Annotated in this window: 13 protein-coding genes; 6 read left to right on the top strand and 7 right to left on the bottom strand. The window is 73.3% G+C overall.

The genetic code is table 11. The features are described 5' to 3' along the window. Positions 1-115: 115 nt before the first annotated feature. Genes NWFMUON74_RS16400 through NWFMUON74_RS16390 form a run of 3 tightly spaced genes read right to left on the bottom strand, consistent with a single transcriptional unit; the run spans position 116 to position 3,418 of the window. Positions 116-1,330: a FecCD family ABC transporter permease gene (locus NWFMUON74_RS16400; RefSeq protein WP_197987025.1), complete on the bottom strand. Its 1,215-nt coding sequence runs from the start codon at positions 1,328-1,330 to the stop codon at positions 116-118. Next, the gene (locus NWFMUON74_RS16395; RefSeq protein ID WP_187688635.1) at positions 1,327-2,406 is read right to left on the bottom strand and encodes a heme/hemin ABC transporter substrate-binding protein; all 1,080 of its coding nucleotides are present in this window, start codon (positions 2,404-2,406) and stop codon (positions 1,327-1,329) included. The genes NWFMUON74_RS16400 and NWFMUON74_RS16395 overlap by 4 nt, the downstream gene beginning before the upstream one ends. A 49-nt stretch (positions 2,407-2,455) precedes the next feature. Then, positions 2,456-3,418 carry an aldo/keto reductase gene (locus NWFMUON74_RS16390; RefSeq protein ID WP_187688634.1) on the bottom strand — a complete coding sequence of 321 codons (963 nt, stop codon included), beginning with the start codon at positions 3,416-3,418 and terminating at the stop codon, positions 2,456-2,458. A 236-nt stretch (positions 3,419-3,654) separates the two neighbouring features. Between NWFMUON74_RS16390 and NWFMUON74_RS16385 the strand changes: the two genes are divergently transcribed. The 6 genes from NWFMUON74_RS16385 to NWFMUON74_RS16360 all read left to right on the top strand — a co-directional run bounded on the left by NWFMUON74_RS16385 (position 3,655) and on the right by NWFMUON74_RS16360 (position 11,323). After that, positions 3,655-4,590: an undecaprenyl-diphosphate phosphatase gene (locus NWFMUON74_RS16385; RefSeq protein WP_187689210.1), complete on the top strand. Its 936-nt coding sequence runs from the start codon at positions 3,655-3,657 to the stop codon at positions 4,588-4,590. Positions 4,591-4,642: 52 nt separating this feature from the next. Further along, complete coding sequence (locus tag NWFMUON74_RS16380; RefSeq protein WP_187688633.1) at positions 4,643-5,404, top strand: histidine phosphatase family protein; 762 nt, start codon at positions 4,643-4,645, stop codon at positions 5,402-5,404. A 24-nt stretch (positions 5,405-5,428) separates the two neighbouring features. Next, entirely contained in the window at positions 5,429-6,013 is a 585-nt protein-coding gene (locus NWFMUON74_RS16375; RefSeq protein ID WP_187688632.1) for a DUF3090 domain-containing protein, read from the top strand. A gap of 4 nt (positions 6,014-6,017) precedes the next feature. Continuing rightward, positions 6,018-6,878 (top strand): SCO1664 family protein, encoded by an 861-nt coding sequence (locus tag NWFMUON74_RS16370; RefSeq protein ID WP_187688631.1) that lies wholly within the window; start codon positions 6,018-6,020, stop codon positions 6,876-6,878. Between the two features lie 149 nt (positions 6,879-7,027). Further along, positions 7,028-8,266: a cysteine--1-D-myo-inosityl 2-amino-2-deoxy-alpha-D-glucopyranoside ligase gene (gene mshC, locus NWFMUON74_RS16365; protein WP_187688630.1), complete on the top strand. Its 1,239-nt coding sequence runs from the start codon at positions 7,028-7,030 to the stop codon at positions 8,264-8,266. A gap of 126 nt (positions 8,267-8,392) precedes the next feature. After that, positions 8,393-11,323, top strand: coding sequence for a crotonase/enoyl-CoA hydratase family protein (locus NWFMUON74_RS16360; protein WP_232111062.1), 2,931 nt, complete (start codon positions 8,393-8,395; stop codon positions 11,321-11,323). A 27-nt stretch (positions 11,324-11,350) separates the two neighbouring features. Here the strand turns inward: NWFMUON74_RS16360 and NWFMUON74_RS16355 are convergent, their stop codons facing one another. From NWFMUON74_RS16355 to fadD11, 4 genes are all read right to left on the bottom strand, one after another. After that, the gene (locus NWFMUON74_RS16355) at positions 11,351-12,445 is read right to left on the bottom strand and encodes a methyltransferase (RefSeq protein ID WP_232111061.1); all 1,095 of its coding nucleotides are present in this window, start codon (positions 12,443-12,445) and stop codon (positions 11,351-11,353) included. Between the two features lie 300 nt (positions 12,446-12,745). After that, positions 12,746-13,432, bottom strand: coding sequence for a Pr6Pr family membrane protein (locus NWFMUON74_RS16350; RefSeq protein ID WP_187688628.1), 687 nt, complete (start codon positions 13,430-13,432; stop codon positions 12,746-12,748). Between the two features lie 257 nt (positions 13,433-13,689). Further along, positions 13,690-14,178 (bottom strand): DUF6069 family protein, encoded by a 489-nt coding sequence (locus NWFMUON74_RS16345; RefSeq protein WP_187688627.1) that lies wholly within the window; start codon positions 14,176-14,178, stop codon positions 13,690-13,692. A 175-nt stretch (positions 14,179-14,353) separates the two neighbouring features. After that, complete coding sequence (gene fadD11, locus NWFMUON74_RS16340) at positions 14,354-16,144, bottom strand: fatty acid--CoA ligase FadD11 (protein WP_187688626.1); 1,791 nt, start codon at positions 16,142-16,144, stop codon at positions 14,354-14,356. Between the last annotated feature and the right edge of the window lie 20 nt (positions 16,145-16,164).

Raw genomic sequence — 16,164 nt, 5'->3', positions numbered from 1 at the left:
GTCTCGGACTCATGCACAGCCACCCGCCCACGCTCGGCTGCCCGGTTCTGCCCGCTGTCCGGCGTGTGCGGCGTCGCGCCCATGCCGGGCCGCTCGCCGACGCTCGGCGTCGCGCTCATGCCCAGCCTCCTGCGCGGGCGCGGGTGCGGCGCAGCAGCCAGAAGAAGAAGGGGCCGCCGATGAGGGAGGTGAGGATGCCCAGGGGGAGGTCGGCGTTGGTGACCAGGGTGCGGGCGCCGACGTCGGCGGCGAGCAGGATGAGTGCGCCGATCAGCGCCGACAGCGGGATCAGGACGCGGTGGCCGGGGCCGACCAGCATGCGCACCAGGTGCGGCACGATCAGCCCGACGAACATGATGATGCCGGTGAACGCGACGCCGGCGGTGGCGAGGATCGCGACGGCGAGAATGACGTTGCGGCGCAAGCGTTCCACGTCCACGCCGAGGTGGCGGGCGGCGGCTTCGCCGAGTGCGAGCAGGTCCAGCCGCGGGGCCATCGCGACGGCGGCGGCGATGCCGAGCACGGTGAGCGGCGCGACCACGGCCACCGACTGCCAGGTGGCGCCGTTGAGGCTGCCCAGTTGCCAGAACACGATCTGGTCGCGCGCCTGCGGGGAGGCGGTGAACAGCAGGAACGCCATGAGCCCGCCGGCGAAGGCGTTGACCGCGACGCCGGTGAGTACGAGCGTGACGGTCTCGATGCGCCCGCCCGACCGCGACAGCAGATACACCAGCAGGGTGGTGCCCAGTCCGGCGACGAACGCGCCCGCGGCCACCGACCACGCCGCCACGAACGCTTCACCGACGACGATGACGATCCCGGCTCCCACCGCGGCTCCCGCTGATACCCCGATGACGCCGGGTTCGGCGAGCGGGTTGGCGAACACGCCCTGCAGCAGCGCGCCCGCGGTGGCCAGCGCGGCCCCGACGAGCACGGCCAGCACCACGCGCGGGAACCGCACCTGCCACAGCGTGACCTCACCGGCGGGGTGGGCCGGGAGCGGGCCCCAGGGCAGGCCGATCTTGTGCAGGACGCTGCCGGTGACTTCCAGGGGTGTGGTCGGCACCTGCCCGACCGCGGCGGAGTACATGGCCAGCAGGATCAGCAGCAGCGCCGACACGGTGAACACGATCGATATCTTCGACCAGCGCCGCGTCGGTGCCCCGTGCCCGTCCGGCGCGTCCGCGGCGTGGCGGCTCGGATTGCGCTGCGGCACAGCGTGTTCCACGCGGATGCGTTCCGGTGACGACCCGTGCGTGGCTGCCGGGCGGCCGGCGGCGGGAGCGTCCGGTGCGGCTGCCTCGCCTGCCGGTGGGTCGGCGTCGCTCATGCGGTGTGCGGGGAGTAGATCGCGTCGCGCAGGGCGGCGAGGACGTGGCCGGTGTTGGGGCCGAAGCTGAGCAGGGCGGCGTCGGACATGTCGACGACGCGCCGGTCGCGCCCGGCCGGGGTCTGGGCGACGCCGGGGATCTTGGTGAGGCCCTCGACGCCGCCGACGGATTTCAGGCCGTCGGTCATGACCAGGAACACGTCCGGGGCGGCGGCGATCATGGCCTCGCTGGTGATCGGGGTGAACGGTTCGGTCAGGCCCGCGGCGCTCCCGGCGTCGGTGCCGCCCAGGGCGGTGACCAGGGTGTCGGCGCCCGATCCGGGTCCGGCCATCATGGTGATCGCGCTGCTGCGCAGGTACAGGAACGCCATTTTCAGCGGTGGCTGCCGGCGGGGCACCGCGGCGGTGGCGGCGGCGATCTCGGCGGCGGTGCGCTGGGCGAGCGCGCGGCCTCGGTCGGGGACGCCGAGGGCGGCGGCGACCGCCTCGATCTGCGGCCCGACAGTGTCGAGGCGGCGGTCGGGGTCGAAGTAGACCACGGTGATGCCGAGCGCTTTGAGCTGGTCACGCAGGGCGGGGGTGGCGCTGACGGTGTCGGTGAGGAACACCGTGGGCCGTTGTGCGGCAACGGCTTCCACGTTGATGCTGCCGCTGCCGCCGGCGACGTTGGGCACCTGCCGCACGGCGGGGAACGACGCGGAGGTGGAGCGCCCGACCAGGTTCGCGCCCAGCCCCAGCGCCCACACGGTCTGGGCGAGGGTGCCGTAGCGGTCGACGGCGACGATGCGGGCGGCGTCGGTGACGGTGACCTCGCTGCCGTCGAAGGACCGCACGGTCGCGGGCAGGACGGGGGCGGGCGCGGGCCCGACCGGCACCGGGTCCAGCTGGTCGAGGGTGGCGGTGGCGGGGCCGTGCCCGGCGCCGGCGGTGGGGCTCCCGCAGGCGGCGAGCACGGCGATCAGGACCAGGGCGAGCACGGCCGGCACGATCCGGGTGATCGGAGCGCGCCGGGCCCGCCCGGGGCGCCGCGCACCGGCCGTCGCGCGCGTGCGGGCCGGTCGGTCGGTGCTGCTCATGCAGGCAAGCCTAAGAGGTGCCCGGCGGCGGGTGTGATCGGGCCGCCGCTCAGCCGCTGCTGACGTCGTCGAGGGCCGCGGCGATGGCGCGCGGCAGTTCCAGGGTCTCGGCGGCGAGGATGCCGGTGAGCTGGGCGATGTCGCGGGCACCGACGACCATGCTGGCGACGCCGGGCCGGTCGCGGATCCACGCCAGCGCCACCGCCAGCGGCGAGGTGCCCAGGCCGTCGCCGGCGGTGACGAGGGCGTCGACGACGCGGGCGGCGTGGTCGTCGAGGCGGTCGCGGATCTCCGCGGCGGTGTCCTCGTCGGCGCCGCGCGAGTCGGCGGGCACGCCGTCGCGATATTTGCCGGTGAGGATGCCCCCGGCCAGCGGCGCGGACGCGATCAGCCCGATGCCGTGGTGGGTGGCGGCGGGCACCACGTCGGCTTCGAGGCCGCGCGCGAGCAGCGAGTAGGGCAGTTGCGCGGCGGTGATCGGCGCCGCCGCGGCGAGGGTGGCCAGTTGCCAGGCGTTGTGCCCGCGCACTCCGGCGTAGCGGACCCGCCCGGAGCGCACCGCGTATTCGACGGTGGCGGCGATCTCCTCGAGCGGGGTGCGCGGGTCCCAGGCCGCGACGCTCCACAGGTCGAGGTAGTCGGTGCCGAGTTCGGTGAGGGTGCGGTCGAGCTGGCGCATCAGGGTGCGCCGCGACGCGTCGACGGTCCAGCGCAGCTCGGTGGCCGGTGCGCCGGCGGGGTCGGTGGCGCCGGTGACCGCGGCCAGTCCGGCGCAGCCGCTCAACACCAGGTCGTCGCGCGGCACGAGTTCGCCGACGAGCCCGCCGAGGATGCGCTGCGCGCCGCCGCCGTGGTAGGCCGGTGAGGTGTCGACGAGGGTGCCGCCGGCCTCGGCGAACGCCACCAGCTGTACCGCTGCCTCGTCGGCGTCGGTTTCCTTGCCCCAGGTGTGCGTGGCCAGTCCCATCCGGGAGACCCGTAAGCCGCTGCGCCCCACCGCCCGCTGTTCCATCACAGTGCCCGTGCTTCCGTCACACGCAAGAGCCTAGGGCCCCAACCGCTTCGAGTCCGGGTACGGCACCCCGAACCGCCGCGCCGATCCGGGTGCACCCGCCGCGAGCAGCGCGCACGACACCAGCTCGGACAGCGGGGCGGTCGCGGGGTAGGGTCGCTGCCGGACTTCGCCGGGCACCGATCACGCCCGGCGGCAACGGATCCGGTCGTGATGGAGGTGGCGTGGGCGCGTCGATGACGTGGGTGCAGGCGCTGATACTGGGCGCGGTGCAGGGGCTGACGGAGTTCCTGCCGATCTCCTCGTCGGCGCATATGCGCATCGTGTCGGGGGTGTTCTTCGGCGACGACGCGGGCGCGTCGTTCACCGCGGTGACCCAGCTGGGCACCGAGGCCGCGGTGCTGGTGTATTTCGCCAAGGACATCTGGCGCATCCTGTGTGCCTGGTTCGGCACGATCTCTCTGCGGGTGAGCGGGCGCGCCGCGCGGCGGGTGCCGCTGTCCGAGCAGGTCACCGCGCAGCTGCCGGTCTACGCGGGGGGCCCGCCGCCGGCGCCGGTGCTCGACGCGGACGCGCAGCGCGAGCTGGACTACCGCATCGGCTGGTATGTGATCATCGCGACGATCCCGATCGGGGTGCTGGGTTTCGTGTGCAAGGACGCGATCCGCACCGGCGCGCGCAACCTGTGGCTGATCTCGACGATGCTGATCGTGTTCGCGCTGGTGATCGCGGCCGCGGAGTACTACAGCAGCCAGCGCCGCCCGCTCGAGCAGCTCATCACCCGCGACGGGCTGGTGATGGGGTTCGCGCAGTGCCTGGCGCTGATCCCGGGGGTGTCGCGGTCGGGGGCGACGTCGTCGGCGGGCCTGTTCATCGGCCTGACCCGGGAGGCGGCGGTGCGGTTCTCGTTCCTGCTGGCGATTCCGGCGGTGGTGGCGTCGGGGCTGTTCAGCCTGCCCGACGCGTTCGAACCGGCCGGGGAGGGTCTGACCGCGTCGGGGCCGCAGCTGCTGGTGGCGACGGTGGTGTCGTTCGTGCTGGGGTACGCGTCGGTGGCGTGGCTGCTGAAGTTCGTGGCCCGGCATTCGCTGAACTGGTTCGTCGGCTACCGGATCGTGCTGGGGCTGGTGCTGCTGGGCCTGCTGGCCGGGGGCGTGGTGTCGGCGACGTGATCGCCCGTTCAGCGGGCGCGGCCCGCCCGCGCGCACCGTTAGGCTGGCGTGCATGACGGTGATCCTGCTGCGGCACGGCGTGTCGACGTCGAATACGGCCGCGACCCTGGCCGGTCGCAGTGCGGGGGTCGATCTCACCGACCGGGGCCGCGAGCAGGCCCAGGCGGTGGCGCAGCGGCTGGCGGCGTTGCCGATCGCGCGGGTGGTGCATTCGCCGTTGTTGCGCTGTGAGCGGACGGTGGCGCCGCTGGCGGACAAGCTGGGCGTGGAACCGGTGCCCGAGCCGCGGCTGCTCGAGGTCGATTACGGCGAGTGGACCGGCCGCAGGATCGCCGAACTGGTGACCGAGCCGCTGTGGCAGGTGGTGCAGCGGCATGCCTCGGGCGCGGTGTTCCCCGCCGGGGAGGGGCTGGCGCAGGTGCAGTATCGTGCCGTGGCCGCCGTTCGCGAGCACGACCGCGCCCTCGCCGAGCAACACGGGCGCGACGTGCTGTGGGTGGCGTGCACGCACGGCGACGTGATCAAGTCGGTGCTGGCCGACGCGTTCGGGATCCATCTGGACGGGTTCCAGCGCATCGTGGTCGAACCGGCGTCGCTGAGCGTGGTGCGCTATTCGCCCGCCGCGCCCTACGTGTGGCGGGTCAACGACACCGGCGCCGACCTGTCGGCGCTGGCGGCAACGGTGGAGCAACGAGCGAGTGAGCGGGCGGGTCCGGTGCCCGGCGGCGAGGTCGGGCCCGTCGACGCGACGGGCACGACCGCGGCGAGTACGGATAATGGGAATGCGGGAGCCCCCGATTCTCGTAGTGAGTAGTGCAGTCGGTTTCAGGAGGTGCAGATGGCCCGAGCAATCCATGTGTTTCGCACCCCCGATCGTTTCGTGGCCGGAACAGTCGGTGAGCCAGGCGATCGCTCCTTCTATCTGCAAGCCGTGGAGGAGCCTCGGGTGGTGAGCGTGCTGCTGGAGAAGCAGCAGGTCAAGGTGCTCGCCGATCGGATGGGGCTGTTGCTGGACGAGGTGGCGCGCCGGTTCGGCGCCGAGGTGCCGCCGCAGGCGGCCGAGGTCAGCGACACCGACCCGCTGCAGATGCCGCTGGACGCCGAGTTCCGGGTCGGCACGATGGGTCTGGGCTGGGACGCCGACGCGGGCGCGGTGGTGGTGGAATTGCTGGCGATCACCGAGACCGAGGTGGACGAGTCGGTGGTGCTCGACGACACCGAGGAGGGCCCGGACGCGGTCCGGGTGTTCCTCACCCCTTCCCAGGCACGGGAATTCGCGTTGCGGTCGACGAAGGTGATCGCCGCGGGCCGCCCGCCGTGCCCGCTGTGCGGGGAGCCGCTGTCGACCAAGGGGCACATGTGCGTGCGCACCAACGGTTACAAGCGCGGCGACATCTTCGGCGCGGCGGATCTGGAGGAATGAGGCGGTGGGTACCGACGGCGGCGCCGGCGATCCGTTCCACACCGGCGAGCTGTCGGTACTGGGGCGGGTGAGCACCGCCAGCAATCTCACCCTGGTGTGCGAGATCGGCGCCGACGGCTCGGTGCGCACCGACGGGCGCACGGCCTCGGAGCATCTCGCGGCAGTCGATGCGTCGTTGCGCGTGGTGTACAAGCCGGTGCGCGGGGAGCGGCCGCTGTGGGATTTCCCCGACGGCACGCTGGCCGGGCGCGAGGTGGCGTCGTATCGGGTGTCGCAGGCGCTGGGCTGGGGGGTGATTCCGGAGACGATCCTGCGGGAGGGTCCGCTGGGTCCGGGCATGGTGCAGCGCTGGGTGGAGTCGGTCGATACCCAGCACGGCGGGTCGGGGCGGCCGGATCTGGTGGATCTGGTGCCGCCGGGCGCGGTGCCGGCGGGGTTCCGGGAGGTGTTGCGCGCGGTGGACGGCACCGGCGAGGAGGTGTCGCTGGTGCATGCCGACGATCCGCGGCTGCGGCGGATGGCGGTGCTGGATGTGCTGCTCAACAACGCCGACCGCAAGGGCGGCCATGCCCTCGAGGGGGTCGACGGCGGCGTGTACGGGGTCGATCACGGGATCTGCCTGCACGCGGAGCCGAAGTTGCGCACGGTGCTGTGGGGGTGGGCGGGCGAGCCGGTGGACGCGGAGCTGCTCGACGATATCGGCACGCTGGTCGAGGCGCTGCCGGGCGAGCTGGGCGATGAGTTGTCGGCGCATCTGACCGACGCGGAGATCGACGCGCTGGCCGCGCGCGGGCGGCGGTTGCTGAGCGATCCGGTGATGCCGTTGCCGGTCAGCGCGCGCCCGATTCCGTGGCCGGCGTTCTGAGCGCGCGTTCCACGCTGCCTCATTGCAACCGTTGACTTTCCGCAGCCGCTGTGTCGGCGCAGGTCGTGCCGGGTGTGCGGGGGTGTCGCGGGCCGCCGGGGCGCGGGGTCGCCGCCGGGGCGCGCCGCGGGCACCTTTACTCTCGAATCATGCAGTCCTGGTCCGATGTCGATGTGCCCGCCGTTCCCGGATCCGGACCGCCGTTGCGGTTGTTCGACACCGCCGATCGGCAGGTGCGCCCGGTGACGCCGGGCGCGACCGCCACCATGTACGTCTGCGGCATCACGCCCTACGACGCGACCCATCTCGGTCACGCCGCGACCTATCTGACGTTCGATCTGGTGCATCGGGTGCTGCGCGATAGCGGGCATCGGGTGCATTACGTGCAGAACGTCACCGATGTCGACGATCCGCTGTTCGAGCGCGCCGAGCGTGACGGGGTGGACTGGCGGGAGCTGGGCGGGCGTGAGATCGCGTTGTTCCGCGAGGACATGGCGGCGTTGCGGGTGGTGCCGCCGCGCGACTACATCGGCGCGGTGGAGTCGATCGGCGAGGTCGTGGAGCTGGTGGACAAGCTGCTGGCGTCGGGGGCGGCGTATGTGGTCGAGGATGCCGAGTATCCGGATGTGTATTTCCGGCACGACGCGACCGAGCAGTTCGGGTACGAGTCGGGCTACGACCGCCCGACGATGGAGCGATTGTTCGCCGAGCGCGGCGGTGATCCGGCGCGCCCGGGCAAGCGCGATCCGATCGATGCCCTGTTGTGGCGGGTGGCGCGCCCGGGTGAGCCGTCGTGGCCGGCGCCGTTCGGCGCGGGGCGGCCGGGCTGGCACATCGAGTGCGCGGCGATCGCGTTGAACCGGATCGGCGCGGAGTTCGACATTCAGGGCGGCGGCAGCGATCTGATGTATCCGCATCACGAGTACTCGGCCGCGCACGCCGAGGCGCTGGTGGCGGGGCGGCGCTTCGCCCGCCACTACGTGCACGCGGGGCTGATCGCGCTGGACGGGGAGAAGATGTCGAAGTCGCGCGGCAATCTGGTGTTCGTGTCGCGGCTGCGGCGCGCGGGGGTGGATCCGGCGGCGATCCGGCTGGGCCTGTTCGCCGGGCACTACCGGCAGGACCGGGAGTGGAACGATCAGGTGCTGGCCGAGGCGCTGGCACGGCTGGATCGCTGGCAGCGCGCGGCGGCGCTGGCGTCGGGCCCGGCCGCGCAGGACACCGTGGCGCGGCTGCGGCAGCATCTGGCCGACGATCTCGACACGCCGAAAGCGCTTGCGGCGGTGGACAGCTGGGCGCGGCAGGCCCTGGACTACGACGGCCCGGACGCCGCGGCGCCGGGACTGGTGGCCGCGGCGGTGGACGCGCTGCTGGGCATCCGCCTCTGAGACCGGCCCGCCGCCGGGCCCCCGCCCGGGCTTTGACTCGGCGAGACAAATGGTCATTAATGGTCTCAGGCTCGACGAGGAGGTTGGACGGTGGCACCTGTGCCTGGACGCGATCGGATTCGTGCGGTGCGCACGCAGCTCCGGGCGGGCGGTGCCCTGCTGGGCGCGATACGCCGCGATCCGCGCCTGGCGCGGGAGCTGGTCGCCGGATTACGCGGCCGCGGCGACGCGCCCCGGGCCGAGGCGGTGGCCGGGGAGGAACGCCTGGCGCCACCGGGACTGGCGGAGTTCACCCGGACCGCGCACGCCTTCCAGGAGATCGAGGCGCCACGCGACACGGTGGTCGCGTATCTGTCGGATCTGAACCGGCTCGGTGACTGGTTCACCCTGCACACCGGGTGGCGCGACGGCGCGCCGGGACCGGTGCGGGAGGGCCTGAGCTTCACCCAGCAGGCGCTGGTGATGGGGTTGCCCGCGCAGATCGGGTGGACGGTGGCCGCGGTGAGCGCCTCGGGGTTCGAGCTGCGGGGCGAGGCGCCCCAGCATGTGCGCATCGGGTATTGGATCAGCGTATCGGGCACGGGGTCGCGGTCGACGGTGCATTTCGATGCCGGGGTGGCCGGGCCGCCGATCGAGGGCCCGCTGGGCGGGTCGGTCGCCCGCAGTCTCGGCGACGCGATGCGCGAGTCGCTGGCGCGACTGCCGGCCGCCCTGGCCGCGGCGGGCCCGCTGCGCACCGGCCCGGCCCGTCACCCGGTGCTGCACACCGCGTCCGGGGTGGAGCTGGCGCCGCAGACACCGGTGCTGGTCGGTGTCGGGCAGGTGGTGCAGCGCACCCCGGACCCGGCCTTCGGTGATCCGGCGGGGCTGGCGGTGGCGGCGCTGCGCCGCGCGGCACAGGACGCGGGCCCCGGGGAGGCGTTGCTGCGCGGCGCGCAGGCGGTGTTCGCGGTGGCGTGCACGTCGTGGCAGTACCGGGATCTGGGCGCGGTGGTCGCCGAGCGGGTCGGCGCGGCCGGTGTGGACACGGTGCAGACCAGTGCGTTCGGCGGGGACGGCGGGCAGCTGGCGATCAACGAGGCCGCCGCGGCGGTGGCCGCCGGCGACTACGAGATCGTGCTGGTCACCGGCGCGGAGGCGGGCGCCACGCAGGCCGCCGCGCAGCGGGCGGGAGTGGACCCGGGGTGGCCGCAGCAGGACGCGGGGGTGGCGCCGACGCGGACGGTGGGCATCGACAAGGCCGCCAACAACGCCGCCGAGACCGCGGCGGGGCTGATCGCGCCGATCAACATGTACGCGCTGCTGGAGTCGGCGAACCGCCATCGCCTGGGCCGTGGCCCGCAGGAGCACGCCGAGGCGGTCGCCCAGTTGTGGTCGCGGCTCTCGGCGGTCGCGGCGGGCAACGAATTCGCTTGGCAGCGCCAGGAATTCAGCGCCGAGCAGATCGCGGCGGTCTCGGCGGACAACCGGATGGTGTCGACTCCCTACACCAAACTGGAATGCGCCAATCTGACCGTGGACATGGCCAGCGGCATCATCGTGTGCAGCGCCGCCGCCGCGCAGGCCGCGGGGATCGCGCAGGACAAGTGGGTGTTCCTGCACGCCGGCGCGTCCGGGCACGACGAGTGGTTCACCAGCGAGCGCGCGGAGCTGGCGGCGTCACCGGCGATCCGGGCGCTGGGCGCGGCCGCGCTCGACCATGCCGGGATCGGCGCGGCGGACCTGGCACATGTCGACCTGTACGCGTGTTTCCCGGTGGCGGTGCAGATCGCGGCGCGCGAGCTGGGGTTGCCGCTCGACGACCCGGCGCGCACGCCGTCGGTGACCGGCGGGCTGACCTTCGGCGGCGGTCCGGGCAACAACTACGGCGGGCACGCGGTGGCGTCGCTGGTGCCGCGGCTGCGCGCGGAACCGGACAGCTACGGGCTGGCGACGTCGCTGGGCTGGTATGTCACCAAGCACGCGCTGGGCGTGTACTCGGCGCGCCCGCCCCGCGCCGAATACCGGCATCTGCGGCCGCTGATCGATTCCCCGCCGCCGCGCCCGGCCCGGGACCGGCACGAGGGCCCGGCGGTGATCGAGGCGTACACGGTGCCGTTCACCCGCACCGGTGATCCCGAACCGGCGGTGCTGAGCCTGATCGCCGCCGACGGCGCCCGCATCCTGATGCGCTGCGCGGACTCCGGGCTGCGCGAGGAGCTGCTCGGCGGTGATCTGCTCGGGCTGCCGGTGACGGTCAGCGGCGGGCGGATCCGGGTCGAGGGCCGCGACCGGGTGCCGCTACCCGCCCCACCGGCGCCGCCGGTGCTGGTGGAACGGCGCGGGCCGGTCACGATCATCACGGTGAACCGGCCCGAGGTCCGCAACGCGATCAACCACGCGGCGGCGGTGGGTCTCGAACGGGCGCTGGACGCCTTCGACGCCGATCCGGCCGCGCGGGTCGCGATCCTCACCGGCGCGGGCGGATATTTCAGTGCCGGCATGGATCTCAAGGCCGCCGCCCGCGGTGAGCTGCCGATGACCGAGGGCCGCGGCCCGCTGGGCATCACCGCGAAACCGCCCCGCAAACCGTTGATCGCCGCGGTGGAGGGCCCGGCGCTGGCCGGTGGCTGTGAGCTGGCGCTGTCGGCGGATCTGGTGGTGGCCGCGGCGGATTCGACGTTCGGGATCCCGGAGGTCAAGCGCGGGCTGGTCGCGGTCGGCGGCGGGGTGCTGCGGCTGGCGCAGCGGCTGCCGCGCGCGATCGCGCTGGAGCTGGCGCTGACCGGGGACCCGATCACCGCGGCCCGCGCCGCCGAGCTGGGCCTGGTCAACCAGCTGACCGAGCCGGGCGGAGCGTTCGCGGGGGCGCTGGCGCTGGCGCAGCGGATCGCGGTGAACGCGCCGCTGAGCGTGGCCGCGAGCAAACGCATCGTCGACGAGTCGCCGGACTGGTCGGTCGCCGAGGCGTTCACCCGGCAGGGCGAGCTGGCGGGCCCAGCGCTGTCGTCGCAGGACGCGGCCGAGGGCGTGCAGGCGTTCGCGCAGAAACGAGACCCGGTGTGGCAGGGCCGCTGACCTACCGGGTCAGGTAGCGAGTCTCGATCAGCCAGGTAGCGGAGCCAGACGCCACAGGGAGACGGTTTCGGCGGCGCGCGCGGCGTGGAGCGGGTCGGTGGAGTCGGCGGCGCGGCGGTGGCGGGGCGAGGTGTCGAGGCGGTCGATGACGTGCAGGCCCGCCGCGGCGATCCGGGCGGCGAGGTCGCCGGGGGCGCGCAGGCCGAGATGTACGGCGAGGTCGGACAGGACGAGCCAGCCTTCGCCGCGGGCTGTGAGGTGGTCGGTGAGGCCGTGGAGGAAACCGTGCAGCATGGCGCTGCCGGGATCGTGAACGCCGTGGTCGAGTGCGGAGACCGGCGTGCCGGGCAGCCAGGGCGGGTTGCAGACGATCAGGTCGGCGCGCAGGTCGGGAAACAGGTCGCCGTGCCCGATCTCGACCGTGCCGAGTCCGAGCCGCCGCATGTTGTCGCGGGCACAGGCGACCGCCCGGGGCGACAGGTCGGTGGCGAGCACGCGGGCCACGCCGCGCCGGGCCAGGATCGCGGCGAGAACCCCGGTTCCGGTGCCGAGATCCAGGGCGAACTCGGTGCCCGGGGGTAGCGGCGCCCGGGCGACGAGGTCGGTGTAGTCGTTGCGGGTGGGGGCGAACACACCGTAGTGCGGGTGGATGCGCGCGCCGAGCGCGGGCACCTCGACACCGTTGAGCCGCCACTGGTGGGCGCCGAGGACGCCGAGCAGTTCGGTGAGCGGCACCAGTCGTGACCGGTCCGCGGGACCGTAGGCCGCGGCGCAGGCGGCGCGCACGTCCGGGGCGCGGCGCAGATCCAGCGTGTACTCGGCCCCGAGCTCGACGACCAGGCACGACAGCAGCCGCGCGCGGCAGGCGCGGGCCTGCCGGTAGCGGTGGTAGGCGTGCGCCGGATCGGCGGGCGGACCGGTGCGGCGGGTGCGGTCGAGCCGGCGGCGCATGGCCGCCAGGAGCTGGCGGGCGTTGTGGTAGTCGCCGCGCCACAGCAGGGTGCTGCCGGTGCGGGCGTGCCGCAGCGCGGTGTCGGCGCTGGTCCGGTCGTCGGCGGTGACGAGCCGGAGGGGCTGGGGCGCACCGGTTCCGGTGTGGTGCTGTGCGGTCCGGGTGGACACGATGGGACTCCTCGCGATCGACCGTGGCTGGGACGGTGAGCGCTTCGACGAGGAGCGGGAAAGGCGACCGGCGTCAGCGCCGGGTGGCGTGGCCCGCGTCGAAGCGCGGGCGGTGGTCGCACAGAACCATGCCGACTGTCATCACGTGCCTTTCGCCAGGATGCGTTCCCGTAGTTTACCGGGCCGGGCGCACCGGCCGGTCGGCCGGGGTGCGGGTATGGCTGCCGTGGTGCCGCCCAGCGGTTTCCGTGCCGCGCTGGTACTCGGTGGCCCGGCAGTGCTCTCGCGGACGGCGCCCGCTTACGAGGCGGGGGTGCGGCAGTCCGGCGCGGTGGTGTCGCCGCGGGAGTCGCGGCCCGCGTCCGGATCCGGGCGCAGACGGCTCCCGAGCCGGTCGGCGGCCACGACGGCGAGCGCCAGCAGCACGAATTCGACGGTGAGGGTGAGGATTTCGCGTACCACTGCGCCGTAGCCGCGGGTGGTGGGGTCGAGGAACGGGTACGGGTAGCGGTGCGGGAACGCCGGGAACAGCGCCCCGCGCACGAGCACGAGCGCGGTGTATCCGATCGGGAAGCACAGCCACAGCGGCACATCGCGCCACCGGGCGGCGCCCCGCGGCGCGAGCAGCAGCCAGTCCAGCAGCACGAGGGTGGGGGTGAGGTAGTGCAGCAGGAAGTCCGACCAGTGACCGAGCCGGTCGGGCCCGTGCAGCAGGCCGGGGAGTGGGCTGGCGCCGTGCTGGAGGACGAAGTGCGCGACCAGCCCGGTGATGGTGGTGTAGAGCACGACCGCGCCGCGCAGCCGTGGTGCGGGCGCGGCGGTGGTGGCGCGGCGGGTCATCCAGTAGAGGGCGCCGAGGTAGTAGCCCAGCGCGAGGACGTTGCTGTCGATGGTGAAGTACACCAGCGAACTCGTCCCCGTGACCAGCCCCGCCCCGGCCGAGAGCACGATCAGCGCACGCCACCACCATGCCGGTCGGTTCCACACGGCCCAGCCACCTCCGTTCCTCGGCACCGCTGGACAAACTACCCATCCGGACACGGACCGGGCGAACCGGCGGATCCGCCGCGGCGCGGACGCCACGCCCGGCCCGGCGATCGACGCGGCGGCGCGCCTGCGCCCGGCCGGGGATGCGCGCGTGTGGTCACCAGACCGGCGCGAACACCCGGCCGTGGCCGCACCGGCGACAACGTCGCCGAAGCCGCGGTGCACCGGTTCACGCCCCGCGCCGGTATGCGGTCCGCTCAGCGCGCGGAGCTGTCCAGGGAGGCGCGCGCGGCCGACCCGAGGACCGAGGCGAGCGCTACTCCGGCGACGAGATTGATTGCGGCGGTAGCGAATTGGGCGCCGTGGTCGGCGGTGAGGGTGAACGGCAGCAGTACCGCCACCGCGGTGCACAGGGCGACGATCCAGGTGAACAGGGTCAGCGGATTGGGCATGAACAGCAGCAGCACGGTGAGCAGCGCGGTCGCCAGCAACGCCACCACCGCGCCGCCGATCGCGTACCCGGTGGTGCCGGCGTTGCCGTAGGTGCCGTCGCCTTCGGGAGCGAGCAGCCCGTACCCGAGCACGCCCCGCACCAGCAGCACACCGACGATGATGACCAGGGCCACCACGATCGCGGCGCCGACGCCACCGGCCCACAGTCTGGCGAAATCGACCCGCGGCCCGCCCGGCCGCGGCTGCGGCTGCGGGGAGTAGTAGTCGCGACCTGGCTCGTTGTAGTCGCCCATACCCCCGACCGTACTCCCGGACCGCGCGATTCCGGTCGTGGAACACGCCCCCGCGACGGGACCGGTCACGGCCGGTCCGCCGAGTGAGCAGGCCCTGATCAGCGACCCGGGCAGCGGTGTCCTCGACCCCGGACGACACGGTGATCTGGTGTTCTACTCCGAACCCCCCGGCGGGTCAGGCCGTGGCGGCCGGTTCGCAGACGGCAGGGCCGGGGTGTTCGGCGTAGAGGGCGTCGATCTCGGCGGCGATGGGTTTGCGGCGCAGTTTCATCGTCAGGGTCACCTCGTCGCCGCCGGGTTCCCAGAACACCGGCAGGACGGTGAAGCGTTTGATCTGCTCGACCCGCGACAGAGTGGCGTTGCCCGCGGCGACACCGGCGGCGATGGCGGCGAGCACGCCGGAGTCGGCGGCGAGCGCGGCGGCGGAGGCGTCGGGCAGCCCGTGCTGGGCGGCGTAGGGGACCGCCGATTCGGCGTCGAGCACGATCAGGGCCGTGTTGTAGGGCCGGTTGTCACCGATCGCGGCGAGCGCTCCGATCAGCGGGGTGGCGGCTTTGACGGCGTTCTCGATGTTGGCCGGGGACATGTTCTTGCCGCCGCTGGAGATGATCAATTCCTTCTTGCGGTCGATCACCCGCAAGTAGCCGTCCTCGTCGCGGGTGAGGATGTCACCGGTGTGCAGCCAGCCCTCGGCGTCGACGGCGGCGGCGGTCTTGTCCGGTTCGCCGCGGTAGCCGCGCATCACCAGCGGGCCGCGCACCAGGAATTCGCCGTCGTCGGCGATGCGGCCCTCCAGTCCGGGCAGCAGCCGCCCGACGGTGCCCAGCCGTGCCTGGCCGGGCGGGCTGACACTGGCCACGCAGGTCAGCTCCGACATGCCCCACACCTCGGAAATGGGGATGCCCAGCCCGAAGAAGAATCCGAGGGTCTCCGGCGGGATCGGCGCCGCCCCCGACAACGCCCATTTCAGTTGGTCCAGGCCGATTTTCGTGCGCAGCGCCGAGAGCACCGTCGCGTCGGCGCGCGCCCACTCGGCGGCCAGTTCGGTATCCGGCGGCTGCCCGGCCAGCTGCGCGGCGGCTTTGCGCCGCGCCACCTCCAGCGCCCACTCCAGCGCGGCGCGCCGCCCCGGGTCGGGTTCGGCGGTGACCGAGAACTCGATGGCGGCCTTGAACTTCTCCCACACCCGCGGCACCGCACCCCAGATGGTGGGATGCACGTCTGCCAGCGCCGCGGGCAGCTGCGCGCGGTCGGGGACCGCGGTGATCTGGGTGCCGAAGTATTCGTGCAGGTACAGGGCGGTGAGCCGGTCGGCCATGTGCGCACTGGGCAGGTAGGAGGTCTGCCGGTCGCCGAACGCCACGGGCATCACCGACGCGTAGGAGTACACCTCGGCGGCCAGGTTGGCGTGGGTGAGTTCGACACCTTTGGGATTGCCGGTGGTACCCGAGGTGTAGCAGAGGGTGAGGACATCGTCGGCGCGCACCGCCCGCCAGCTCGCGTCGAAGTCGAAATCGGGTCGCCCCATCGACATCAGCTGCGCCACGCCGACCGTGCCGGGCACCGGATCGTCCAGGCACACCAGGGTGTCCATCGCCACCCCGGCCGCACGCACGGTGTCGACGTAGCGGGCCTCGCAGATCACCACCCGGTTCCCGGCGTTGGTGAACACGTAGGCGAGCTGTTCGGCCGACAGCGTGTTGTACACCGAGAACGAGGTGGCGCCGGTGTGCTGGACCCCGACCTCGAGCGGATAGAACTCGACCCGGTTGGCCATCATCAGCGCCACGGTGTCCCCGCGCCCGACACCCAGCGCGGCCAGTCCCGCCGCCACCGCCCGCACCTGCGCGGCGTACTCGCGCCACGTCAGCGACCGGTCGCCGCCGACCGAGCGGACGGCGACCGCGTCGGGGTCGATGGCGGCGACGCGCTGGAACGCGGCGCAGGAGGTGATCGGTTCGCTCATCACAGGCCTCGTTCCACCCG

This window comes from Nocardia wallacei (genome assembly GCF_014466955.1).
Lineage (GTDB): Bacteria > Actinomycetota > Actinomycetes > Mycobacteriales > Mycobacteriaceae > Nocardia > Nocardia wallacei.
Note: the sequence above shows the minus strand (reverse complement) of the source record. Positions and strands in the feature narration are given on the sequence as shown.